We start from the raw sequence: 22,733 nt of genomic DNA on the forward strand, positions 1-22,733 counted from the left end.
GTGAAACGGAGGTCGTCGCCATGTCCCGAAGATCCCCATGTGGGTGACCAGATCGAACACCCTGGAAATGATCACCAGAGGTAAAACAACAAGCTAAGAATCGTGACGGACCGCCGTGAAGGCTTGCTGCTCATGCCGAACGGCCGGGAGGGCGACTTCCTCCTCGACCCCGATATCGCGGCTTCGGACGGCTCCTTGAGCATCGCGATCCGGGGCAGCGGGCCGGCTCCGTTCTGATCCATGGGGAGGGAGTCGATACCGACTTGGACCAGGACTTGGACAGCCGACACACGGCCGAACTCGGAGAACGAGACTGTCACGGCGCACGATTTCCTCCCCGGGGCGGCGTCTCCGGTCTCAGTAGGGCAGCGGCCGACCCAATGGTGTGTGCAGGTCCAGGGGCGGTCGGCCACCGTCGCCGCCCGTCTCGGTTTGACACTGCCCGCCGGTGCCACACGGCCACCGCTTCGAGGGAATCCCACAGCCGAAGATCGGCACCGACCGGCCCTGGCGAAAGACGCCGGCGGCAGCTTTGCTGGAACCAGGAGACTCGCCTGTCCCGGGAGAGGAGATCCGGTCATGGCTACGAAGGAGTTCGCCGAAGTACCGAACCTGGTGCACACCGCGTGCGGGCGAACGATCGCGGTGTCCCGGTTCGCGCCTGGGGAACTGCCACCCGGTATGGGCCGGGTGGTTCTCGACACTCCCTGCGAGCCCTACGACCAGAGCGAGGTGTGGGCGTCCCTGACGCCCGGCGAGGCCAGAGCGCTGGCCGCCCTACTGGTCCAGCAGGCTGCCGCGGTCGAAGCGCCGCGGGTGGAGGCCGCGGACCAGGTCGAGGCCGTCTTGGTCCGTGGAGGACGCTGTGTGATTGCCGCCGGAAAGCACGTGATGACGGTCGACCAACCCACTCCGCAGGGCGGCACCGATGCCGGACCCACGCCGGAGGAGCTTCTCGTGGCAGCGGTGGCCGGATGCGTCGCACTGACCGCCGGACGCTTTCTGAGCTGGCATGAGTTCTCCGGCGACGGCCTGCGGGTGAGCACCGACTACACGATGTCCGCCGAGCCGCCGAGCCGCATCACCGCGCTCACCCTCTACATCAGCGCGCCCCTGCTACCGCCCGAGCGTGAGAAGGACCTGCTCGCGGCGGTGAGCCACTGCGCCGTGGACGAGACCCTCACCCACCGCCCCGAGATCACCTTCGGCCGGAGGGGAGCCGAGCGGTGCGCATCACCGATCTCATGACCACCCCGCCGGTGACCGTCACACCGCGGGCCACGGCCCGGGATGCCGCCCGCGAGATGAGCGAGCAGCAGGTCGGCTGCGTCTTGGTAGCCGAGCACGAAACCCTGCACGGCATCCTCACCGACCGCGACCTGGTGGTCCGCGCGCTGGCGCAGGGCACCGCCCCGGACGCGCCGGTGTCCGAGCTGATGTCGGCGCCCGCTGTCACGGTCGACACGACCGACGACCTGGACGCCGCCTACCGGGCCTTCCGCCGCACCGGGGTCCGGCGGTTGCCGGTCCTGGACGGGCACCGGCTGGTCGGCGTCCTGACCATCGACGACCTCTTCCGCGACGTACTGCAACACCTCGCCGACCTGCTCGGCCCTGTGTCCATCAGTGCCCTGCGCGAGAGCGGCCCCGGCCCCGGCGCTGCCGAGCACCCCGCACCCCGAAGGATCACGCCATGGACCGCAGCTGGAACACCGTCAGCGACGTGATGACCCACGCACCCGTCGCCGTCGGCCGCAGCGCCACCTACCGCGAGGTCCTGGAGACCCTGCAACGCTGGAACGTCAGCGCACCAGATCGCCCCGCCCGACCTCCGGGTCGAGCGCCCCACCCTCGAAGACGCTTTCCTCGCTCTGACCGGACAGGAGGTCAGGGGGTGACAACGATGCACGGCTACCTCACCATGTCACGCACCGAGTTCCGGCTCTTCCGCCGCGAACCCTTCTCTGTCGTCTTCGTGCTCGCGTTCCCGCTCATGATGATGGTGCTGCTCGCAGCCGTGTTCGGGAACAAGCAAGCCGACGCCGAAAAAATCCAAAACGGAATGCTCGTGTGGCGCGGCGTGACCCCCGCCAACTACTACACGGCAGCGTCGGTGGCCGTGATCGTGGCGGCAATCGGGCTCATGACCCTTCCCATCACCCTCACCAGCTACCGCGAGCGCGGGATCCTGCGGCGCTTCCGCGCATCCTCCGTCCCCGCATGGTCACTGGTAGCGCTCCTCACCGTCGCGCTCGCAACCTTCGTCGCCGGCACCCTGGTGATGGCCCTCGTCGCCCGGCTCGCCTACCCGCCATGCTGCCCAAAGACGTCCTCGGAGTCGTCGTCGCCCTCCTGGCCGGAACCGCAGCCTTCGGTGCCATCGGGCTCCTGCTCGCGACGCTGCTCCGCACCAGCCGCTCGGCCCAGGGCATCGGTTTGATGTTCTTCTTCACGCTGTGGCTCAGCTCAGGCACCGCGCCACCCCGAGCTGTTCTCCCCACGGGCCTTCGCGACGTCGGCAGCGCGCTGCCACTCGCGCACCTCGTCACGGCGGTGCAGAACGCATGGTTCGGATTCGGCTGGGCTGGCACCGATCTCGCCATCCTCGCTGCCTACGCGGTTGCAGCGGGCCTCCCCGCGCTGTGGCTCTTCAGCCGGGACTGAAACGCCCTCGAAGGCGCCGCTGCGGCGTGCGCGACGGCTCAGGAACCGTTCGGTGGTGGCCTGGTCGCGCGCGGACAGGCGGTCGTGGAAACGGATAAGCGGCCGATGTCCGGGCCTCGATGGCACGCGGCGGTCGGTGATGTCGGTGGCCCCGGCGCCGAACCAGGCGCTGTGGTGGAAGGCGAGGTCATCCGTGATCAGGAGGGTGTGCAGGCGGCCTTCGGCGAGCGCGCGCACGGTCGCGTGGACGCCCTCGAGCGTGCGGCCCTTCGGCGAGCGCCCCTCGTCGAGCAGTCGCAGCAGTGCGGTGGTCTCCTCGCGTCCGGCGCGACAGGTCTCGGCGTCGGCCTGGACTCGACGTTCGGGGGCCAGGCGCCATCGGGGCTACGGCTGCCGCTGACCGGGCGGATGGAGACGTCTCGCCGAACCCGGGAGGGCAGGTGCTTGGTGAGGTACTGGCGGGCGCGGACATCGCCGACCAGCATCAGTACGTGGGCGTCGACCTCGGCGAGGGCGGTGCCGAGGGCCTCGGCGACCTTGACGGCGTTGTGCTCCCAGGAGTCCTCGGCCCGGTGCTGGTAGCGATCTGGGACGTGCCGCCGGGCTGGTTGCGCTCGATCTCGTCGTCCGGTCCGACGACCGTGCGGCGGTGGCCCTCGATGGCGCCTTTCGGGTAAAGCCGCAGGTCGGCGCCGGTTCGGTCGACGACGGCGACCACGTGGGCGGGGTGGTCCTGGCGCCAGGGCCGGCGCCGCACCCGGGGCAGTGCACGGCAGGTGCGGGTGCCACTGCGGCCAGTGGCCGGCGGGCCTTGCGTACCGACCCGGCTCCGACGCGGTAGGTGGGGCAGTTCCACTGATCAGCTGCGAACCATTCCGTAATCGACGCTGGTCCTGTTCGTGTCCCGCTGCGATGGGTCACGCGGCCGCCCAGCCGTCCGTCGGCCCTGACGTAGAGGGGTACCCGCCCAGCCAGGGCAGGGGAGACGGTGCGCACTGCGGACTCGATGTCCTCCTCCGGGAGGGGCTCAGTGAGTCCCACGAACTTCCGGTGTTCAGTCCGCGAGGTGATCGTCGTTCCTCGGGTCGCGCCTTGCGCTCGTCGGTGTTCCCTGTGCCGGGCGCGGGCTCGGATGTCAGTCGTGCGGGATGACGGCGACAGGGCAGGCCGCGTGGTGGATCGCGGCGTGGGCCACCGGGCCGATGCGTGGTCCCAGGCCGGTGCGATATCCGCCGCGTCCCACGACGAGCAAGCCCGCGCCGGGTGCGATGTCCACGACGGCTCGGGCCGGGCTCTCGTGGCTGAGATGCTCGACCACGTGGACGGCGGGGAACTTCTCGCGCCATGGGAGCAGGGCCTCGTGCAGTGCCCGCTGGTCGGCCTGCTGCAAGGACTCATCAGGTGGCCGCTCCCACCGCAGGGCCACCGGACGGCGAGTGGTGGCATGGACGACGAGCAGGGGCACACCGCGTCTGGCGGCGGCGCCGAAGGCGAATCCGAGCGCGCCCTCGTACCCGGAGCGCAGGCTCAGGCCGATGGCCACCGCACCGGACTGGGCGGCGGGTGTGCTGGTGCCGTCGGGTTCCTCGCAGGCGCGGACCAGCACCACGGGCCTTTCAAACCGGGCGACGGCGTGCAGGGCGAGCGAGCCGAGCAGGTAGCCCTGGACAGGGCCCAACCCCTGTGAACCGAGCCCCAGCAGCACCGCGTTGCGCGCTGCGGGCAGCAGGGCCGCCGGGCTGTCCGCGGGCAGGAGCTCGGTGATGACGGGTACGTGGGGGCAGTGCTTGAGCAGGTCGCTCTCCGCGTCCTGGAGGATGTGCTGCGCTGCCTGCGCCTGTGGGTACTCAGCAGGGATGTTCTGCGCCGTCACGGGGCGCGTGATCCACAGGTGCAGCAGCCGTACCGGCAGCCCTCGGAGCTGGGCCTCGTGGGCTGCCCAGCGGGCGGCGGACAGGCTTTCGGGGGAGCCGTCGAGGCCGACGGTGATCTCCGGTTGCATGGCGGTTACCTCCATGTCGTCGCTTCTGGCGGTCTTCTGCTCGATCGGATGCGCCGCAGTACCTCGATTCAGTTGGGGAGCCGCCGTGACCAGCGGGGTTCGACCTGGTCCCACTCCTGGTCCCACCGCGCGTACCGGCGGCGGTCCAGCAGGCGGGTGCCGCCCTTCCAGACTGTCAGGGACAGGACCGAGACGGTGCCGGCGGCCGCACCGGCAGCCACCCAGCCGGTGACCACGGCCTGGCCGCGGGTGACGGGTGCGGTGGTGAGCGCACCGTTCGAGTCGACCCAAACCGGGGCGGTGGAGCCGGCTTTCTCGCCCGGCGGGACCGTGACCGTCGCGGTGCGGACAGTGCCGTCCGGGGCGGTCCAGGTCACGGTCGCGGGGACCCTGGCCGTGCTCTGTGCGGACACTGCGTCGGGCACGGCGGTGTCCGCGACCAGTCGGGCGGCGACGGTATGCCGGGTCGCGGACTGGGTCTGGACGACCTGCAGTTGGGAGTGGTAGGTCAGCAGGTCGGTGCTCACCGTTGCGGCCGGCAGACCCACCGCCGTGATGACCAGCAGGGCGCGTGTCAACCACCACTGGATCCGGTCGGAGGTTCGCCGCAGCGGGTTGTCCCGTGCGGGCAGTCGTGCTGGGTGAGCGGTCATGATGCCCGCCTCCCGTCTGGCCGAGGCGCAGTTTCGCTTCTCCATCGTCCGATCAGCGCAGCCGCCGGTCATGGTCCGACCGGCCCACTTGTCGCGGGCGATTCGGCCCTGACCGGATCATGCCGGTCGCGCCGCGACGGCGTTCGTACGCCCGCGCAGTGCGCAGGGAGACCCTGACGGCGGGGCAGAGCGTTTCGGAACCTGTGCGACGCGGGCGGGTGCGAGCTGTTCCGAGTGGCACCCGGCACCGCTGGGGCGTGGAGTGGGTACTGCGGAAAGCGTGCTGCGCACGACGGTGTCGGCAGACGGAGAGTGGGAGCAATGGCTGTTCCGGAGTCCTGTCTCTCGTTCGCCCCCTGCTCGTGCCGCAACTGCCGAAGCGGGCGGGTGGCGCACGCGGAACACGCTTCGGTTCTCGCCGGACCGGTGTGCGCTGCCACTCACACGCCGGCGGGCTGGCCACTCGGGGCGACCGGTCGTCATTCGGTGCGGGCCGCTGCTGCCCACCTTCGGTCGGGCGGGTGCCCGCGATGACGCTCTTCCCGCAGCTGGGCGGGCCCCCGCAGGCAGCCGGCGGCTCCCCCGTCCCGGGCTGCCTGCGGCTCGTCGATCGCCGGACCGAGACATTAGTGGAGGTCCCCGCCTCGGGGCGGGGTCGCCTGCTGAGAGTCGGCGTCCACCTGTCCGGGGACTGCCCGCCAGTCGGCCCGACGGACCTGCGGGCGATGCTGGTGGGTGACGTGCTGCTGCGCGCAGCCGAGTCGGGCGGCGCGCAGGTGCTGCATGTCCTGCTGGTCCCGCCGCGGGCCCCGCGAGAAGCCCAGGCCTTGGAGCGCCTGGTCACCGCGTTCGGCGTCCACGCACCTTCGGACATTTCCGGAGTGGACGACGCGAATGCGATGTTGGGAGGCCCAGCCGACATCCAGCTGTTCGCAGCCGGTGACGGCAGGCAGTCGGCGCCGGAAGGGGTGTGGGCCGTCGTCGGCCCCGTACTCAACGGCTGGTCGCAGGGCACGGGGGCCGCCCTGCGCGAGGACGACTCGGGAACGGTCACCTGGGGCGGCGTCGAGCCGGCAGCTGCGCGGCTCGCGCTCCTCACACACGCGCACAGTGAGCCGTTCACCCTCACCTCCGATCGCCTGGCCGACGCCGAGCGGAGCCTGCGGAACTGGCGGTACAAGGTGGCCGACTGGGCGCGCAGCCCGTCGGCTCCGGTGCCGGAGCAGGTGCGCCTGAGCGCCCGTGCCGCGTTCACCGACGACCTGGACACGCCCGGGGCGCTCGCTCTGCTGCGCCGCGTCGAGGAGGACTCGGGGATACCGGCGGGAGCCAAGTTCGAGGCGTTCGCGGCCATGGACCGCGTGCTGGGGCTGGAACTCATCCGGGACATCGGCACCCTGTAGTCGGCGGGACGGGCCGTTGAGTCCCTGCCCGATCGGGGTCACGGTGCGTCGGCCCGAAATGGCTGTGGTGGGCGTGTTCAGTGGTGAGGGGCGGAATGGGAACCGAGGACGGCGCGGACGTTGGGCCGGCCGATGTCGATGGGGGTGTCGTCGAGGGTGTGGCGGAGGGCCTGGTGGACGGCGATAACGCCGTCGACCGAGCGGCAGAGGCGTTCAGTGATAGGGATGAGGCTCTCGCGTTCGACTGTGCCGGTCAGGGTGACGACGCCGTCGTCGACGGTGACGTCGACGGCACCGGGCGGGAGCCCGAGGATGTGGCCGAGGATCTCGTGGACGATCTCCTCGCGGATCGAGGCGTCGCCGCGCAGGAAGGGCTGCAGGAGGTCACAGCGGCTGACGATGCCCGTCAGTCGTCCGGTGTCGTCCACCACCGGCAGCCGCTTGGCCTTCTTGCGGTCCATCGCCGGGCGGCTTCGACGATGCTCCACTCGGGCCGGGCGGTGATGACCGGGCTGGTCATGAGCCCGTCGGCGGTCTCGGCCTCGGCGCGGGCCCGGCCGTGTGGCGGCAGCCAGCGCGGTGCCCGGCGGCTCTCCGGGTCCGGCATGCGGGCTTCCGCGCGGATCAGGTCGGCCTCGGACACGCGGACCTCGCCACCGAATGGTTCACCGGCCACCTGGCCGACCAGTCGCATCAGCAGGGCAGTGGCAGTGGATGAAGCCGCCCGGACCAGGCGATTCGGACTGGGAATGCTGCGAGGCTCCACACCGCGTCTTCGATAGTCAGTTCGGGTAGTCGAAGACTGTCGGCAACGGGTGAATTGAGGACCACGGACAGCGGATCAAAACCGGGTCACTCTGCGATCTCTTGATCGCCATGTTCGACCCGCCGCGCCCCGAGGTCGCCGACGCCGTCGCGCACTGCCGCACCGCCGGGATCCGCATCATCATGATCACCGGCGACCACCCGCTGACCGCCGCCGCCATCGCCCGCCGGGTGGGCATCACCGGCGACAGCCCCCGCGTCGTCACCGGCGACCAGCTCGACCGGCTGCACGAGCACGAGCTGGGCGAATTGGTGCGGGCCGAGCACGACATCGTCTTCGCGCGCGCCTCTCCCGAAGTGAAGCTGCACATCGCGGGCGCCCTGTGCGACCAGGGGCACGTGGTCGCGATGACCGGCGACGGCGTCAACGACGCCCCGGCGCTGCACCGCGCCGACATCGGCGTGGCCATGGGCAGGTCGGGCACCGACGTCGCCCGGGAGGCCGCCACCATGGTGCTCACCGACGACAACTTCGCCTCGATCGTCGAGGCGGTGCGGGCCGGACGGCGGATCTACGACAACGTCCGCAAGTTCATCATCTACATCTTCGCCCACGCGACGCCCGAGGTCACACCGTTCCTGTTCTTCGCGCTCGGCGGCGGAAAGATCCCCCTGCCGCTGACGATCCTTCAGTTGCTCGCGTTCGACGTCGGCAGCGAGACGATGCCCGCCCTCGCCCTGAGCCGCGAACCCGCCGAACCCGGCCTCATGGACCGCCCTCCGCGCCCCCGGTCGGAAGGAGTGATCCGCGCTCCGATGCTCGTGCGCGCCTGGCTCTTCCTCGGAGTCATCGTCAGCGCCCTGCAGATGGGCGGCTTCTTCTACGTCCTGACCAGGGCCGGCTGGCACCCCGGCGACCCGACCGGCACCGGCACACCGCTGCACCACGTCTACCAGCAGGCGACCACCATGACCTTCCTCGGCATGATCGCCGGACAGATCGGCACCGCCTTCGCCGTCCGCACCCAACGCGCCTCACTGCGCTCCGTCGGCATCCTGTCCAACCGCTACCTGCTGGCGGGCATCGCCGGTGAACTCCTCCTCGCGGCGATCTTCGTCTACACCCAGCCGTTCCAAGCCCTGCTGGGCACGGCTGCCCTCCCGGCGAGCGACCTGCTCATCCTGCTCCCCTACCCGTTCATCGTCTGGGGCGCCGACGAACTCCGGCGCTACCTGATCCGCCGGCGAACGCGCCGAGCCACCGGGCCCGGCGAAGCCCTCCCCCGTGCCGAGCGTGGAGGGCCTGCCTGAAGCCCGTAGCGGTGACGCCCCGGGGCAGTACCTCTCGGCTCAGGCGTCAGGATCGTTCGCGGCGGAGTCGGCCCGCCCGGCGCGCAGCAGCTGCTGGCCGAGGTCGATCAGGGCCCGGCCGGCCGCGTACTCGTCGCCGATCTCCGGCACGGCCGGGTCGTGCGGGTTGCGCCGCGCGGTGGTGCGGCTCTCCAAGGTGTTGTCACCGGTGTCGAGAACAACGTGCACCTTCGTGGTGTCGCCCTCTTCGAACAGGTCCAGCCGCAGGGCCCACCGCTTGGTGCGGACCGTCTGCGTCCCTGCGGACGCGCTGGTGGTGTTCATGGCTTTCTTTCCTTCTCTGTCGTGATCGGTGGGTGGGTCTCATGTGTCGGGCCGGGGAGCGGCCACAGCCGGACGGCCACGACCGCGACCGGGCCGCTCGGGTGCTCGACCGAGGGCCCGTCCGATCGAGTCAGCACGGTCGCGGCGAATCGGTCCCCGCGCGGACTGGTTGGTCATGACGGGCCTTCCGCGTCCTGTGGATCCGCAGCCGCCCCGGTCGGCTCCGTCCGGTCGGTGACCGACACCACGCCGTCCACCGCACCGCACAGGCGCAGCACGATCGGCACCAGGTACGGCGGGCTGATCCTGCCGCTCAGCACCACCTGCCCCTGCTCGACCTCGACCCCGACCTGGGCCGGGCTCACCCCCGCCACCTGCCCGAGGACCTCCTCCAGGATGTCGCGGTGGATCGCCCGGTCGTCGCGCAGGAAGACCCGAAGCAGGTCGTGGCGGCTCACCAACCCGACCAGCCGACCGTCCTCCCCCACCACCGGTAGGCGCTTGACCTTGTGCTTGTCCATCAGACGGGCCGCCACCACCACGCTCTCCCCGGGGCCGACGCACACCGCCGGGCTGCTCATCAGCTCCTTCGCGGTCACCGCCCCGCTCGCCACCGGCCGGTACGCCGGTGGGGGCAGCAGACCTGACGGGTCCTCCTGCGCCGCCTGAGGTCGGATCAGATCACCCTCCGACACCCCTCGCACCGGCCGCTCCCCGGCATCGACCACCGGCACCGCGGTGATCCCGTACTCGGTCAACAGCACCGCGATCTCACGGAACCCGGCCTCCGGGGCCACCCGCACCACCTCGCGGGTCATCACGTCCTCAACCGTGCGATGCCGCAGCATGGCTCACCTGACCTGGGTGCTCGTCGCCGGAACCGGCGAAATCCTGCCCGCTTCTCACGCTACGACCAGGCAGGGCCATCGGCGCCCCGGCCGCCGCGGGTGGCTCGGCGGCGGCCGACGCGTACGGGTGATCCACCACGTGGGCTGCCCGGTCGCGGTGGCACCGCACCACTGAACCGGCCACCCCGGCATCAATCGGCCTCCTCGTCAACGCCCCAGCGCATCCGACCGGCGCGATTCCTCGTCCGTCAGCTCCAGTCCACCGTCAGCCGTTCCCCCCGCTCCGCCACGGCGGTGCCGAGATCGGCACACGCTGTGGTGAACCGCTCGCGGATCCACTCCTGCTCCTGTCCGCGCGCCGGCCGGGTGTGGCAGGAATCCAGGAAGAGCGGCACCGCCTCCAGGCGGACCGGCCTGAAGTGCGCGGGGTCCGGGCCATCCAGTGTCACCAGGAAGAGCAGCCCGAGGTCGTTGCGCAGGACCGGGTGGACGGCGTAGTCGTCGACGAAGTCGCCCATGTCGTAGAGGACCCGGTCGGCCACCCCGTGGAACACGTGCGCGGAGTGCCCGGCGATCAGCGTGGCCCCCGCCGCCAGCAGTTCGGGTGCCGCGGCCAGCACGTGGCGCGGCGGCCGGGAGGTCATGTTGGGGCCCCAGTGCGGGGTGAGCAGCACGACGTCGGCCTCGGCCGCTGCCCGGGCCAGCAGCGCGGCGAGCCAGCCGGGGACTCCCCGGCGAAGGTCGGCGTAGGCCACACCGGGGCGGCCCTCACCGGCCGCGAAGTCCTCCGGGTGGTCGGCGACACCGACCACTGCCAGCCGCACGCCGCCGGCGTGGAGTACGACGAACTCGCGCGCCGACCGTACGTCGGCTCCCGCGCCGACCACGCGGACACCGGCCTGCTCCAGGAGCGCCCGGGTGTCCGCCAAGGCGTCGAATCCGAAGTCCAGGGCGTGGTTGTTCGCCAGCGTCACGCAGTCCACTCCCAGCTCCGCGACGACCGCCGCCGCACAGACCGGGGCCCGGAAGAAGAACCGCTTGTGCCGATCCGGCCAGCGCTCCCCCCGGCCGGAGATGCAGCACTCCAGGTTGAGCACGACCAAGTCTGCCTCCGCGACAACCTGTCGAACCTGCGCGGAGAACAGCGTCCCGGGTGAGGGCCTGCGGGCCAGTTGCCCGGCAACGCCCCTGCCGAGCATCGTGTCCCCCGCCAGAGCCACCGTGACGGCCATCGCCCCGGCGCCGTCCTGCGGCCCCGTCCCGAGCTACTCGTTGCGGGCTACCTCGATCCGACGGGTCGGCTTCTGCGCCTCTCCGATGGGTGCCTTCACGGTCAGCACGCCCTTGTCGTACGTGGCGGTGATGTCCTGCTCGTTCACTCCCTCGGGCAGCCGGATACTGCGGGTGAAGGAGCCATAGCGGAACTCCGAGCGCTGCTTCTCCCTCTTCTCCTCGCTGCGTTCGGCGTGAACGGTCAGTACACCGTTCCCGACCGTGATCTCGACGTCCTTGTCCGGGTCGATACCCGGCAGTTCGGCCTTGACCACGTACGTCCCGTCCTCCTCGGACTCCTCGACCCGGATGATGTGCTCATCCGAGAACCGCAGTTCAGTGGGAAAGCCCTCGAACATGTCCGAGAACGCGGGCCACCACTGCGGACGCCTGTGAAGCAGTTCGCCGGCCATCTCTGCCTCCTCACCCGTTCGGGTTACTCCTTCCATCCTGCTGCGTCGACCGGGCTCCCGCGAGGGCGGCAACCACCCGGTCGACCGCTCCGATCCGCGCGGCCACCGGGGCGGCGTGGACCCGGGCCCGGGTTGAAGACGACGGTCCAGGTCGGCTACTGCTGGGCAGCCTTCATGTCTGCCGACCGCCCGGAAGACCGGATCATGTTGCCTTCGATCCGTTCCCGTACGTCGCGGGCGAGTTCGCGCAGCGCGGGGGACATGGTGGCCCGGGGTGCGTGCGGGTCGCGGATCCGGCGGGCCGCGGGCGGCAGGGCTGCCAGGTCGGTCTCGAACGCCTCCCGGGCGGCGGCCAGGGTGCGTGGCGGGCCGACCCGGCGTCCGTGGGACATGACGGTCTCCAGGAGCGGTTCTCCCCAGATCTGCAGGCCCTCCTCCAGCAGCCCGACGACATCGGCGTACCCGGGACGGCGGTAGACCTGCTTGGCGCCCGGGGCCGTCGCCTTGGCGGCGGAGAGCTTCATCACCGGCCGCCCGGCGTACGACACCATCTTGTACGCCGCGTCCAGGTACGGGGCGTCGGCCGCGACTCCGACCTCGGTGCCGACGGCGAAGACGTCGATCGGCGCGCCGGCACGCACCAGCCGCTCGATGCCGTACTCGTCCAGGCCCCCGCTGGCCACGACGCCGACCTCGCCGAGCCCCGCGCCGTCCAGGAACCGGCGGGCCGCGACCGCCAGCGCGCCCAGGTCGCCGCTGTCCAACCGCACGGCGCAGCCGGATCCGAGACCGAGGTCGCGCAGCACACGTGCCGCGACCCGCACTCCGGTCTCGGTGTCGTAGGTGTCGACCAGGAACGTCACCGGTCCCGGGTGCGCACGGGCGAAGGCACGGAACGCCGTCTCCTCGTCGTCGAACGCCTCGATGTAGGAGTGCGCCATCGTGCCGACCGCGCGCAGCCCGTAGGTCTCGGCCGCCGCGACGTTGCTCGTTCCGGTGAAGCCGACCAGCGCGCCCAGCCGCGCCGCCTGCTCGGCGGCCTGGGGGCCGTGGGTGCGCCGCAGCGAGAAGTCCACCACCGCACGCCCGTCGGCCGCGATCACGCACCGGGCCGCCTTGGACACCACTGCCGTCTGGTGGCACACCTGGTTGAGCAGGTAGCTCTCCACCAGCTGCGCCTGCGGCAGCGGGGCCATCACCTCCAGCAACGGCTCCCCCGCCAGGACGATCCGGCCCTCGGGTACCGCCCGGACCTCGCCGGTGAACCGGAGCCCGAGCAGCGGCGCGAGGTCCCGGCTCGGCCGGTGCAGCGCTGCGGCGAACGCCGCGACGTCCTCCTCGTCGACTCGCAGCCCCGCGAGGTAGTCCAGCGCCGGTTCCAGGCCGGCCGCGACCAGGAAGCCGCGCCCCGGCGGCAGGTCCCGCACGAAGAGGCTGAATGTCGCCGGAGATGTCATCCCCTCCAGCAGGTACGAGTGGGCCATCGTCACCTCGTACAGGTCGGTGATCTGTGCTTTCGACATCGCGTCAACCCCGTCAGTCGGCAGCGGCGGCCGGGCCCATCATGATCCCGGGGCCTGTCACTCCCCGTGCAGGGAGGGGACGGACAGCGGGCTGCGGGCGTCGTCGGCGCGTGCCAGGGCCGCCAGGGAGTCCTGGTACTCCTCGCGCTCGATCAAACCCGACAGCAGATCTGCGGCGAGCAGGCACTCGGCCTCCTCCCGGGTGAACTCGGCCACTCGGTCCCCAGCAGGTGTCGAACGAGCACCGGTGCCCCGGTACGGGCGGCCTCGGGCCGCGCCGACCAGGATCCGCACCGCGCGCCCCACCCACCTGGCCAGGGTCACGACCAGCATCAGCAGCATGACAACCACGACTGCCACCTCCCTACCCGCAGGTACTGCTCCCCTCCAGCTTCCTCCCCCCAGAGGAATCGTCCACCGGCAACAGGGCCCCCGATCGGGGTCAACTGGCCCCTGGCGCGGGTCGTGTGGCCCGTCGGTCGGGCCCGGCCGATTGGGCGGGCGCGGCCGTCAGGTCCGTTCGGCGAGGAGGGTCGCGCTGCTGTCGAGGGTGACCAGACGTGGGTAGTCGTCCTCGTCGATTCGGCAGCCGGCACGTTCGGCCAGGCGTTCGACCAGGTTGAGGAAGTCGAGGGAGTCGAGTTCGAGGGCTTCGCGGAACCTGGTGTCGGGTCCGATGGTGGTGAAGTCCGCGTCCGGGACGATCTCGGTGAGCACGTCCTGGACGAGGGCCATGGCCTGGTCGTGGTTCACAGTTCCTCCGGTTTCTGCAGCAGCCGCTCAAGTGCCGCGAGGTAGCGGGCGCCGGTGGCGCCGTCGCTGGCGCGGTGGTCGGCGGAGAGGGTGGCGGTCACCACCGGGCGGACGCCGAGCAGGCCGTCGACCGCCCAGGGCCGTTCGACGACCTTGCCGAGTCCCACGAGGGCGACCTGCGGCGGGTAGATCACGCCGAAGACGGCTTCGACTCCGTGATCGCCGAGGCTGGTCACGGTGATCGTGGGATCGGTGGCCTCGGAGCCGCGCAGCCGGCCGGCCCGGGCCCGGGCCACCAGGTCACGCAGGCGGGCCATGAGCTCGGGGAGCGGGAGGTCGGCGGCGTGGTGGATGGCGGGGGCGACCAGTCCCCCGCCGCGCAGCGAGACCGCGACGCCGAGGTGGACCTCAGGCGCCGCCGCAAAGCTCCCTTCGATGAAGAACCCGTTGAGCTGCGGCACTTCCCGGGCGGCGCGGGCGGCGGCCTTGAGCAGGAGTGCGGCGGGGACCAGGCGCTCGGTGACCGGGAGTCGGCGGTTCTGCTCGCGCAGCCAGCCGGTTGCCGCTGCCAGGTCGATGGTGGTGGACAGGTAGTAGTGCGGGATCTCGCGCTTGGATCGCGCCATCAGATCACCGATCGCCCTGCGCATCGCCTCCGGTCGGCCGGGGGCCGCCACCTGCGGCTTCCGGACCGGCGACGGCCCGCGCAGGGCGGCGCGGACATCGGCCGCCCGCACCGCGCCGCCGCTACCGGTGCCGTCGATCCCGGCGAGCTCGATGTCCGCCTCCGCTGCGAGCCTTCTCGCCAGCGGTGTCGCGCGGACCCGGGCGGCCGTGGGGCGGTGTGGCCCTGCGGCGCTCGTGTCGCGCTCGACGCCGGCGGCGCTTGGCACGCGCTGCGGCTGCTCGGGGGCGTGCTCGGCCGCTCGGGTGCTGGGACGCCGGGCTTCCCGGCCTTTGGGGTGCGCGCGCGGCGGCGATGTCGCGAGCACGTCGGCGCGAGTCACCCGGCCGCCGGGGCCCGAGCCGTGCACGGCGGCGAGGTCCACGCCGCGCTCCTCGGCGAGGTGCCGCACGAGCGGGGTCATCGCGGGGGTGAGTGCCGCCGGCGGCGCGGCGGGCTGCTCGGCCTGCGCCACCGGCTGTTTCCCCGCCGGTGTGATGACGGCGAGCGCCGTCCCGACGGGCACGGTGGCGTCCGGCTCCACCAGCAGGCGCTCCACCACGCCGCTCTCGAAGCACTCCACCTCGATCGCGGCCTTCGCGGTGTCGACGACCGCGATGATGTCCCCCTTGTGCACCTGGTCGCCGGGATGGACGAGCCACTCGACGAGGGTGCCCTCCGTCATGTCGGCGCCAAGTGCGGGCATCGTGAATTCGGCCATCTCAGCCCACCGCCCGCCGGGCCGCCGCGACGATGCCCGGGACCTGGGGCAGGGCGGCCTGCTCCAGCTGTGCCGCGTACGGGACCGGGACCTCGGCGCCGCAGACGCGTTCCACCGGCGCGTCCAGGTCGTAGAAGGCATGTTCGGTGATCCGGGCTGCGACCTCTGCGGACAGTCCGCCGGTCCGCCAGCCCTCGTCGACGATCACGGCGCGGTGGGTGCGCCGGACCGAGCCGATCACGGTGGCGTCGTCGAGTGGACGCAGCGTGCGCAGGTCGACCACCTCGGCGTCGACGTGGTGGTCGGCGGCGAGCTGCTCGGCGGCCTCCAGGGTCTTGCCCAGCGAGCCGCCGGAGGTGATGAGGCTGATGTCGCTGCCGGGGCGGCGGACGGCGGCGCTGTCCAGGTCGACCGGTCCGGCGTCCGGCGGCAGGACGCCGGAGAGGTTGTAGAGCGAGCCGTGCTCGAAGATGATCACCGGGTCGGGGTCGGCCAGCGCCGGGGCGAGCATGTACCGGGCGTCCTCCAGCGTCGCGGGTGCCAGGACCCGGATGCCGGGGATGTGGGCGTACCAGCCTTCGAGGCTGTGCGAGTGCTGGGCCGCGAGCTGGCGTCCGGCGCCCGTGGTCATCCGGATCACCAACGGCACCGACACCTGACCGCCGGACATGTGCAGCAGGGTCGCGGCGTTGTTCAGGATCTGGTCCAGCGCGAGCAGGCTGAAGTTGACGGTCATGACCTCGACGATCGGCCGCAGGCCAGCGATCGCGGCTCCGATGCCCGCGCCGACGAAGCCGGACTCCGAGAGCGGGGTGTCGCGTACCCGCTGCGGCCCGAACTCCTCCACCAGGCCGAGGCTGACGCCGAAGGCGCCGCCGTATCGGCCCACGTCCTCGCCCATCAGGAAGACCCGCTCGTCCCCTGCGAGCGCTTCGCGCATCGCCTCGCGCATCGCCTCCCGGTAGGTGACCGGTTCGGCCTGGTGTGCTGCCCGCGCCTTGGTCATGACGTCCCCTCGGGCGGTGTGCGGACGTAGCGCAGCAGGTCCTCCACCGGTTCCGCCGCTCCCTGACGCGCCTGTTCGAGAGCGGCGTCGAGCTCCGCGGCGACCTCCCTCTCCAGCGCTTCCAGGTCAGCGTCGTCCATGCCGTCCTCGCCGCGCATCCGGGTGGCGAGCAGGGTGATCGGGTCGCGCTGCTTCCAGCGTTCGACCTCGGCCTTGTCCCGGTAGCGGTCCGGGTCGTACATCGAGTGCGCGCGGAAGCGGTAGGTGCGCAGTTCCAGGAAGTGCGGTCCGGCGCCGTCGCGCACCGCGCGCGCGGCCCGTCGTGCGGCCTGCTCGACGGCGAGCACGTCCATGCCGTCCGCCTCCCACGCCGCCATGCCGTACGAGGCGGCTCGCGCGGCCAGGTCGGTCTGGGCGTGCTCGCGGCTCAGCGCCGTGCCCATGGCATACAGGTTGTTCTCGCAGACCAGCAGCAGCGGCAAGTCCCATAGGGCGGCCAGGTTGGCGGTCTCGTGGAACTCACCCTCGGCGACCGCGCCGTCACCGAAGAGGCAGCAGGTCACTCTTTCCAGCCCGCGCATCCGGTCGGCGAGCGCGAGCCCGGCGGCGACCGGCAGACCGCCGGCGACGATGCCGTGGCCGCCGTAGAAGCGCCGGCTTACGTCGAAAAGGTGCATGGAGCCGCCACGGCCGCGGCTGCAGCCGGTCACCCGGCCGAGCATCTCGGCGAACACCGCCTCGGCGGGTACACCGCGCGCCAGCGCGTGGCCGTGCTCACGGTAGGTGGTGACCACGGCGTCCTCCGGCGCGAGCGCCTGGTGGACACCGACCGAGACGGCCTCCTCGCCGATGCACAGGTGGACGAAGCCCCGGATGTCGCCAGCGCTGTACAACTCGACGCACCGCTCCTCGAAGCGGCGGATGCGCAGCATCTCGCGCAGCATGGCCTGCCGGTGCGCCGTCCGCGCGCCCTCACCACTCACGCGCGTCCTCGTGCGGGACGCGGCCGGCTCGACGGTCTTCTTGCCCGGTGTCACTTCGCCTCCTCCAGCGCCGAGGTGTCGCCCTCCGGAAGTCCGAGCTCGCGGGCGCGCAGCAGTCGCCGCATCACCTTGCCGCTGCGGGTCTTCGGCAGGTGCTGGTCGAAGGCGACCTCGCGAGGCGCGATGGCGGGCCCCAGGCGCCGGCGTGCGAAGGCGGCGATCTCCCGGGCCAGGCCGCCGCCCGGCTCGAAGCCCGGCTTGAGCGACACGAAGGCCTTCACGATCTCCCCCGCCACCGGGTCGGGCCGCCCGATCACCCCGGCCTCCGCGACCGCCGGATGCTCCATGAGCGTGCTCTCCACCTCGAACGGCCCGATCAGGTGCCCCGCGGACTTGATCACGTCGTCGGCACGGCCGACGAACCAGAAGTAGCCGTCCTCGTCGCACCGGGCGACGTCGCCGGTCAGATACCAGCCGCCGGCAAAGCACGCCTCATAACGCTCCTTCGCGTGCAGGTAGCCGCGGAACATCGACGGCCAGCCGGGCCGCAGCGCCAACTCGCCCTCGGCATCAGCGTTCTCCAGCTCACGGACCTGACCGTCCCGCACCAGCGCGCGTCCGTCCGGGCCGCGCTCCAGCACCGCGGCCTCGACCCCGGGCAGCGGCCGCCCCATCGAGCCGGGGCGGATCTCGGTCGCGGCGAAGTTCGCGATCATGATGCAGCCGGTCTCGGTCTGCCACCAGTTGTCGTGGATCGCCAGGCCCAGGATCTCCTGACCCCAGCGCACAGCCTCCGGGTTGAGCGGCTCCCCCACGCTGGCGATGAACCGCAGCGCGGACAGGTCGAAGGAGCGCGGCAGGTCCGGTGGGCTGCCGCGCGGGCTGGTGCGCATCAGCATCCGGATCGCGGTCGGGGCGGTGTACCAGACGCTCACCCGCTCGCTCGCGAGGATGCCGTACCAGCGCCGGGCCTCGTAGTCCCCCGCGTCGACGACCAACGTCACCCCGTGGGTCAGCGGCGCGATGATCCCGTACGAGGTGCCAGTGACCCAGCCGGGGTCGGCGGTGCACCAGAAGACGTCCTCGGGGTGCAGGTCGAGCGCGAACGCGGCGGTGGCGTGGTGCGCGACCACGGCCTCGTGCACGTGGACCGCGCCCTTGGGAGTACCAGTGGTGCCGCTGGTGAAGTGCAGCAGCGCCATCTCCTGCGGGTCGGTGTCCGGGATGGCGAACTCCTCGGACGCGGCCGCCAGGAGGGCGTCGAACGAGCGGGTGCCGGGGAACGCCTCGGGGTACGGTCCGACGATCAGCACGTGCTCCAGCTCCGGCAGCTGCTCGCGCCGGTCGGCCACCTTGCGCCGGTAGAGCTCGTCCGTGGTGACCAGCACACGGACGTTGCCCAGCCTCAGCCGCTCCTCCACCGGTGCCGGGCCGAAAGCCGGAAAGAGCGGGCAGAACACCGAGACGTTCTTCAACGTGCCCAGCACCGACACGTACAGCTCCGGGCAGCGGCTCAGCAGTGAGGCGACCCGGTCGCCCCGGCCGATTCCCAGAGTGTGCAGCGCGTTCGCGAAGCGGTTGGTCCACCTCGCCAGCTCGGCATAGGTCACGGCCGTGACCTGCCGATCGGGCGCGATACAGCGCAACGCGACGTGCTCCCCGTGCCCGGCGGCGACGTGCCGGTCGAGCGCCTCGTACGCGATGTTCAGCCCACCGCCGGCCGGTAGCCCGTCGAGCATCCCGCGTGCCCGCTGCCAGGAGAACTCGCGCCGGGCCTGCTCGTAGTCGGCCAGGTTGGGTGGCACCCGTGGTGCCCCGCGCTCGCGGGTGAGCTCGCCGTCCACGATGGCTCCCTCCGGGACTCGGATCTGATCACGCCCGCCACGGCCGGCCCTCGACCTGCCCCCTTACCTCCAGGGTCCTCGAAGACCGTGCCCGCGGCGATCGGGGGACGGGAGCCCCCACGGCCAGGGCCGATGTGCCCGCGCCCTCGACGGTGGTCGCTTACGGAGGGGGTGCGGTGAGGGTGTTGTCGCCGGTGCGGCCGGCCAAGTGGTCCCGTACGTTCGCCACGGTGGCGGCGGCGATCTGGTCCAGCGCGTCCCGGGTGAAGTACGCCTGGTGCGAGGTGATCACGACGTTGCGGAAGGTCATCAGGCGGGCGAGCGTGTCGTCCGTCATGACCTCTAGCGACTTGTCGAGGTGGAAGAGTCCGGCCTCTTCCTCGTACACGTCCAGGCCGACGCCGTCGAGTCGGCCCGCACGGAGGGTAGCGACCAGCGCGTCGGTGTCGATCAGGCCGCCGCGGCTGGAGTTGATGAGGATGGCGTCGTCCTTCATCCGGGCGAGCGCGGCCGCGTCCACGAGGTGGCGGGTGTCCGGCAGCAGCGGCAGGTGCAGGCTGATCAGATCGGCCTCGGCGAAGAGCTTGTCCCGGTCGGCATAGGTCAGGCCGAGCGCCCGGCACTCGGGGCTCTCGACCACGTCGCAGCCCAGCAGCCGCATCCCGAAGCCGTGGGCGATCCGCGCGAAGACAGTGCCGATCTTTCCGGTGCCCAGTACGCCGACCGTGCGGCCGTGGAAGTCGCGGCCCAGCAGCCCGTCGAGGCGGAAGTCGAACTCGCGAGCCCGGACCGTGGCGCGGACGATCCTGCGGTTCACCGCGAGCGCGAGCGCCCACGCGAACTCGGCGACGGAGTACGGGGAGTAGTACGACACCCGGGCCACCGTCAGCCCCAGCTCCTCGGCCGCGCGCAGGTCGATATTGTTGTAGCCGGTCGAACGCTGGGCGATCATCCGGGTTCCGCCGACGGCGAGCTGTCCCAGGACCTCGGCGTCGAGCGTGTCGTTGACGCTGCTGAGGACGATCCCGTATCCGGCGGCGGTGGGCGCGGTGTCGTGGTCGAGGTTCAGTTCCAGGCACCGCAGCGGGTGGCTGCCGGAGAAGGCCTCGCGGAAGGCCGACTCCAGTGGTCGTCGCTCGTCGGTCAGGACGCCGTACGCGATGATCTCCATGGGTTCCTCGGCCGGTCAGGACCGCTCGGCGGCGGCCACATGGTCTTTGACGGTGGCGAAGCTGTCGGGGGTGACCGAGACGGAGTCGATCCCGGCCTGGACGAGAAAGCGGGTGAACTCGGGGTCGTTGCTGGGGCGCTGGCCGCAGAGACCGACGTGCCGGCCGGCCGCGTGGGCGGTGGCGATCAGGCTCTCGATGGAGCGGGTGACGGCGTGGTTGCTTTCGTCGAAGAGGTGGGCGAGCAGATCGGAGTCACGGTCCACGCCCAGGGTGAGCTGGGTGAGGTCGTTGCTGCCGATGGAGAAGCCGTCGAAGCGCATCGCGAACTGCTCGGCGAGCAGGATGTTCGACGGGATCTCGGCCATCACATAGACCAGCAGGCCGCCCTGGCCGCGCGTCAGGCCGTTGTCAGCCATCTCGGCCAGGACCCGGCCGGCCTCCTCGGGCGTGCGGCAGAACGGGATCATCACCACGACGTTGGTGAGCCCCAGCTCGTCGCGGACCTTGCGCAGCGCGCGGCACTCCAGCGCGAAGCCCTCGCGGTAGCGCTCGTCGTAGTACCGGCTCGCGCCGCGCCAGCCGATCATCGGATTGGCCTCGATGGGCTCGAAGGGCTGACCGCCGATCAGCCGGGCGTACTCGTTGGTCTTGAAGTCGCTGGTCCGGACGATCACCGGGTTCGGCCAGCGGGACGCGGCGATCACCGCGATGCCTTCGGCGAGCCGGTTGACGAAGTAGTCCGCGCGGTCCCGGTATCCCTCGGTGAGGGCGTCGACCCGGCGCCGGTCCTCCGCGGAGAGCCGCTCGGGGTGGACCAGTGCCATCGGGTGGATCCGCACCTGGTGGGCCACCATGAACTCCATCCGGGCCAGCCCCACGCCGTCCGCCGGGAGTTGCCACCAGCGGAACGCGGCGGCTGGGTCGGCAAGGTTGAGCATGACCCGGGTGCGGGTCTCGGGTAGCGAGCCGAGGTCCGTCTCGGTCTCCTCGAAGGCGACCTGCCCGGCGTAGACATGCCCTTCGCTTCCCTCCGCGCAGGAGACTGTCACCTCCTGCCGGTCGGCCAACGCGGCGGTCGCCCGGCCGGTGCCCACGACGGCCGGCACGCCGAGTTCCCGGCTGACGATCGCGGCGTGCGAGGTGCGTCCGCCGTGGTCTGTGACGATCGCCGAGGCGCGCTTCATCAGCGGCTCCCAGTCCGGGTCGGTGATCGCGGTGACCAGTACTGCTCCGGTGGGGAAGCGTTCGAGGTCCACCGGGCTGGCCAGGGCACACACTGGGCCGGCGCCCACCGCCTCGCCCACCGCGATCCCGTCCACCAGCCGGTCGCCGGTGCCGGTCAGCCGGTAGCGGCGCAGCACCGCACCGCGGCGGCGGGACTGCACGGTCTCCGGCCGGGCCTGGACGATGAACAGCTCGCCGCGCGATCCGTCCTTGGCCCACTCGATGTCCATCGGGCACCCGTAGTGCTCCTCGATCGCCACCGCCCACCGGGCAAGGGTGCGGATCTCGTTGTCGTCGAGGACCCGCCGGGCCCGTTCCTCGGCAATGGTGTCCACGGTGCGGGTGAGGCCCTCGTCGGCGTAGACCGCCTTACGGCGCTTGGGGCCCACCGAGGCCTGGAGGATCGGGTTCGGCACTTGGTTCTTGAGGAGCGGCTTGAAGACCAGGTACTCGTCCGGGTCGACCTGCCCGCTGACCACGGTCTCGCCCAGCCCCCAGGCGGCGCTGATCTGCACCACCTCGGGGAAGCCGGTCTCGGTGTCCAGGGTGAACGCCACCCCGGCCCCGCCGAGGTCGGAGCGGACCATCAGCTGCACCCCGACCGAGAGAGCCACAGCCAGCTGGCCGAAGCCCATCCGCTCCCGGTAGTCGATCGCCCGGTCGGTGAACAGCGAGGCGTAGCAGCGGCGGCAGGCGTCCAGGAGTGCCTCGCGGCCCCGGACGTTGAGGAAGGTCTCCTGCTGCCCGGCGAAGCTCGCCTCCGGCAGGTCCTCGGCCGTGGCGCTGGACCGCACGGCGACATCCGGGTCGGTCCGCCGGGCGTTCCGTGCGAGGTGCTCGTACGCCTCGCACAGCTCCTGCTCGAGCGCGGGCGGCAGGGGGGCGGCCAGCACCGAGGCGCGTATCGCGGCGCCGACCTGGGGGAGCGGCGCACCTTCGCGCAGCCGCTCCAGCTGCTCGGCGATCCCTTCTCGCAGACCGGTGGTTTCGAGGAACTCGCGGTAGGCGTCCGCGGTGGTGGCGAAGCCGTCGGGCACCCGGACGCCGACCGGGCCCAGGTGGGTGATCAGCTCGCCGAGGGAGGCGTTCTTACCGCCGACCAGGCTGACGTCCTCACGCCCGATGTCGGCGAACCAGATGACACGGCGCATTCCTGCTCCCGGAGTTCAGTACGGCATCGGACGGCCG

General features: G+C 71.6%; 25 protein-coding genes and 1 pseudogene. 6 read left to right on the forward strand and 20 right to left on the reverse strand.

Going from position 1 to position 22,733, the window contains the following annotated elements; all coding sequences use genetic code 11:
- The first annotated feature begins 102 nt into the window (after positions 1-102).
- The 4 genes from ACIBEC_RS44825 (at position 103) to ACIBEC_RS44840 (ending at position 2,440) form a co-directional block, all read left to right on the forward strand.
- Entirely contained in the window at positions 103-237 is a 135-nt protein-coding gene (locus tag ACIBEC_RS44825) for a hypothetical protein (RefSeq protein WP_360508830.1), read from the forward strand.
- Between the two features lie 342 nt (positions 238-579).
- Positions 580-1,248 carry an OsmC family protein gene (locus tag ACIBEC_RS44830; protein WP_360508832.1) on the forward strand — a complete coding sequence of 223 codons (669 nt, stop codon included), beginning with the start codon at positions 580-582 and terminating at the stop codon, positions 1,246-1,248.
- Positions 1,227-1,727, forward strand: coding sequence for a CBS domain-containing protein (locus tag ACIBEC_RS44835; protein WP_360508833.1), 501 nt, complete (start codon positions 1,227-1,229; stop codon positions 1,725-1,727). The genes ACIBEC_RS44830 and ACIBEC_RS44835 overlap by 22 nt, the downstream gene beginning before the upstream one ends.
- Entirely contained in the window at positions 1,694-2,440 is a 747-nt protein-coding gene (locus tag ACIBEC_RS44840; RefSeq protein WP_360508835.1) for an ABC transporter permease, read from the forward strand. The genes ACIBEC_RS44835 and ACIBEC_RS44840 overlap by 34 nt, the downstream gene beginning before the upstream one ends.
- Positions 2,441-2,466: 26 nt before the next feature.
- On the opposite strand, the gene ACIBEC_RS44845 is transcribed toward ACIBEC_RS44840, so the two are convergent.
- The 5 genes and pseudogenes from ACIBEC_RS44845 to ACIBEC_RS44865 form a co-directional block, all read right to left on the reverse strand.
- Positions 2,467-2,901 (reverse strand): hypothetical protein, encoded by a 435-nt coding sequence (locus tag ACIBEC_RS44845; RefSeq protein ID WP_360508837.1) that lies wholly within the window; start codon positions 2,899-2,901, stop codon positions 2,467-2,469.
- On the reverse strand, positions 2,862-3,407 hold the full coding sequence (locus tag ACIBEC_RS44850) for a hypothetical protein (protein WP_360508882.1): 546 nt from the start codon (positions 3,405-3,407) through the stop codon (positions 2,862-2,864). Before ACIBEC_RS44850 ends, ACIBEC_RS44845 begins: the two co-directional genes overlap by 40 nt.
- Positions 3,311-3,520, reverse strand: a pseudogene (locus ACIBEC_RS44855) (hypothetical protein); the annotation flags it as partial. The gene ACIBEC_RS44850 and the pseudogene ACIBEC_RS44855, both read right to left, overlap by 97 nt.
- 279 nt (positions 3,521-3,799) lie before the next feature.
- Positions 3,800-4,666 carry a universal stress protein gene (locus tag ACIBEC_RS44860; protein WP_396290636.1) on the reverse strand — a complete coding sequence of 289 codons (867 nt, stop codon included), beginning with the start codon at positions 4,664-4,666 and terminating at the stop codon, positions 3,800-3,802.
- Positions 4,667-4,734: 68 nt separating this feature from the next.
- Positions 4,735-5,319, reverse strand: a complete 585-nt coding sequence (locus tag ACIBEC_RS44865; RefSeq protein ID WP_360508841.1) for a hypothetical protein — start codon at positions 5,317-5,319, stop codon at positions 4,735-4,737.
- A 530-nt stretch (positions 5,320-5,849) separates the two neighbouring features.
- On the opposite strand from ACIBEC_RS44865, the gene ACIBEC_RS44870 reads away from it, so the two are divergent.
- The gene (locus ACIBEC_RS44870) at positions 5,850-6,722 is read left to right on the forward strand and encodes a hypothetical protein (protein ID WP_360508842.1); all 873 of its coding nucleotides are present in this window, start codon (positions 5,850-5,852) and stop codon (positions 6,720-6,722) included.
- A 77-nt stretch (positions 6,723-6,799) separates the two neighbouring features.
- Here the strand turns inward: ACIBEC_RS44870 and ACIBEC_RS44875 are convergent, their stop codons facing one another.
- Both ACIBEC_RS44875 and ACIBEC_RS44880 read right to left on the reverse strand, forming a co-directional pair.
- A complete protein-coding gene (locus ACIBEC_RS44875) occupies positions 6,800-7,183 on the reverse strand; it encodes a BON domain-containing protein (protein WP_360508844.1) in 384 nt (127 codons plus the stop codon).
- Positions 7,129-7,416 (reverse strand): hypothetical protein, encoded by a 288-nt coding sequence (locus ACIBEC_RS44880; RefSeq protein WP_360508846.1) that lies wholly within the window; start codon positions 7,414-7,416, stop codon positions 7,129-7,131. Before ACIBEC_RS44880 ends, ACIBEC_RS44875 begins: the two co-directional genes overlap by 55 nt.
- A gap of 182 nt (positions 7,417-7,598) precedes the next feature.
- Here ACIBEC_RS44880 and ACIBEC_RS44885 point away from each other — a divergent pair, with 182 nt between their 5' ends.
- Positions 7,599-8,798: an HAD-IC family P-type ATPase gene (locus tag ACIBEC_RS44885; RefSeq protein WP_360508883.1), complete on the forward strand. Its 1,200-nt coding sequence runs from the start codon at positions 7,599-7,601 to the stop codon at positions 8,796-8,798.
- A gap of 39 nt (positions 8,799-8,837) precedes the next feature.
- On the opposite strand, the gene ACIBEC_RS44890 is transcribed toward ACIBEC_RS44885, so the two are convergent.
- The 13 genes from ACIBEC_RS44890 to ppsA all read right to left on the reverse strand — a co-directional run bounded on the left by ACIBEC_RS44890 (position 8,838) and on the right by ppsA (position 22,696).
- The gene (locus ACIBEC_RS44890; RefSeq protein WP_360508848.1) at positions 8,838-9,122 is read right to left on the reverse strand and encodes a dsRBD fold-containing protein; all 285 of its coding nucleotides are present in this window, start codon (positions 9,120-9,122) and stop codon (positions 8,838-8,840) included.
- A gap of 173 nt (positions 9,123-9,295) precedes the next feature.
- Positions 9,296-9,970, reverse strand: a complete 675-nt coding sequence (locus ACIBEC_RS44895) for a CBS domain-containing protein (protein WP_360508850.1) — start codon at positions 9,968-9,970, stop codon at positions 9,296-9,298.
- 248 nt (positions 9,971-10,218) lie between these two features.
- Positions 10,219-11,202, reverse strand: coding sequence for a CapA family protein (locus tag ACIBEC_RS44900; protein ID WP_360508852.1), 984 nt, complete (start codon positions 11,200-11,202; stop codon positions 10,219-10,221).
- A 33-nt stretch (positions 11,203-11,235) separates the two neighbouring features.
- On the reverse strand, positions 11,236-11,655 hold the full coding sequence (locus ACIBEC_RS44905; RefSeq protein ID WP_360508854.1) for an Hsp20/alpha crystallin family protein: 420 nt from the start codon (positions 11,653-11,655) through the stop codon (positions 11,236-11,238).
- A 155-nt stretch (positions 11,656-11,810) separates the two neighbouring features.
- Complete coding sequence (locus tag ACIBEC_RS44910; protein ID WP_360508856.1) at positions 11,811-13,178, reverse strand: nicotinate phosphoribosyltransferase; 1,368 nt, start codon at positions 13,176-13,178, stop codon at positions 11,811-11,813.
- A gap of 57 nt (positions 13,179-13,235) precedes the next feature.
- The gene (locus tag ACIBEC_RS44915) at positions 13,236-13,529 is read right to left on the reverse strand and encodes a hypothetical protein (RefSeq protein WP_396290642.1); all 294 of its coding nucleotides are present in this window, start codon (positions 13,527-13,529) and stop codon (positions 13,236-13,238) included.
- A 159-nt stretch (positions 13,530-13,688) separates the two neighbouring features.
- A complete protein-coding gene (locus tag ACIBEC_RS44920) occupies positions 13,689-13,931 on the reverse strand; it encodes an acyl carrier protein (protein ID WP_360508859.1) in 243 nt (80 codons plus the stop codon).
- Positions 13,928-15,316, reverse strand: a complete 1,389-nt coding sequence (locus ACIBEC_RS44925; RefSeq protein ID WP_360508861.1) for a 2-oxo acid dehydrogenase subunit E2 — start codon at positions 15,314-15,316, stop codon at positions 13,928-13,930. The genes ACIBEC_RS44920 and ACIBEC_RS44925 overlap by 4 nt, the downstream gene beginning before the upstream one ends.
- A 1-nt stretch (position 15,317) precedes the next feature.
- The gene (locus tag ACIBEC_RS44930; protein WP_360508863.1) at positions 15,318-16,322 is read right to left on the reverse strand and encodes an alpha-ketoacid dehydrogenase subunit beta; all 1,005 of its coding nucleotides are present in this window, start codon (positions 16,320-16,322) and stop codon (positions 15,318-15,320) included.
- On the reverse strand, positions 16,319-17,305 hold the full coding sequence (gene pdhA, locus ACIBEC_RS44935) for a pyruvate dehydrogenase (acetyl-transferring) E1 component subunit alpha (RefSeq protein ID WP_396290645.1): 987 nt from the start codon (positions 17,303-17,305) through the stop codon (positions 16,319-16,321). The genes ACIBEC_RS44930 and pdhA overlap by 4 nt, the downstream gene beginning before the upstream one ends.
- 50 nt (positions 17,306-17,355) lie before the next feature.
- Positions 17,356-19,149, reverse strand: a complete 1,794-nt coding sequence (gene acsA / locus ACIBEC_RS44940; RefSeq protein ID WP_360508865.1) for an acetate--CoA ligase — start codon at positions 19,147-19,149, stop codon at positions 17,356-17,358.
- Between the two features lie 160 nt (positions 19,150-19,309).
- Positions 19,310-20,320 carry a 2-hydroxyacid dehydrogenase gene (locus tag ACIBEC_RS44945; protein ID WP_360508867.1) on the reverse strand — a complete coding sequence of 337 codons (1,011 nt, stop codon included), beginning with the start codon at positions 20,318-20,320 and terminating at the stop codon, positions 19,310-19,312.
- A 15-nt stretch (positions 20,321-20,335) separates the two neighbouring features.
- Entirely contained in the window at positions 20,336-22,696 is a 2,361-nt protein-coding gene (gene ppsA, locus ACIBEC_RS44950) for a phosphoenolpyruvate synthase (protein WP_360508869.1), read from the reverse strand.
- Positions 22,697-22,733 lie beyond the last annotated feature (37 nt).

Source organism: Kitasatospora sp. NPDC051164 (assembly GCF_044455625.1).
GTDB lineage: Bacteria > Actinomycetota > Actinomycetes > Streptomycetales > Streptomycetaceae > Kitasatospora.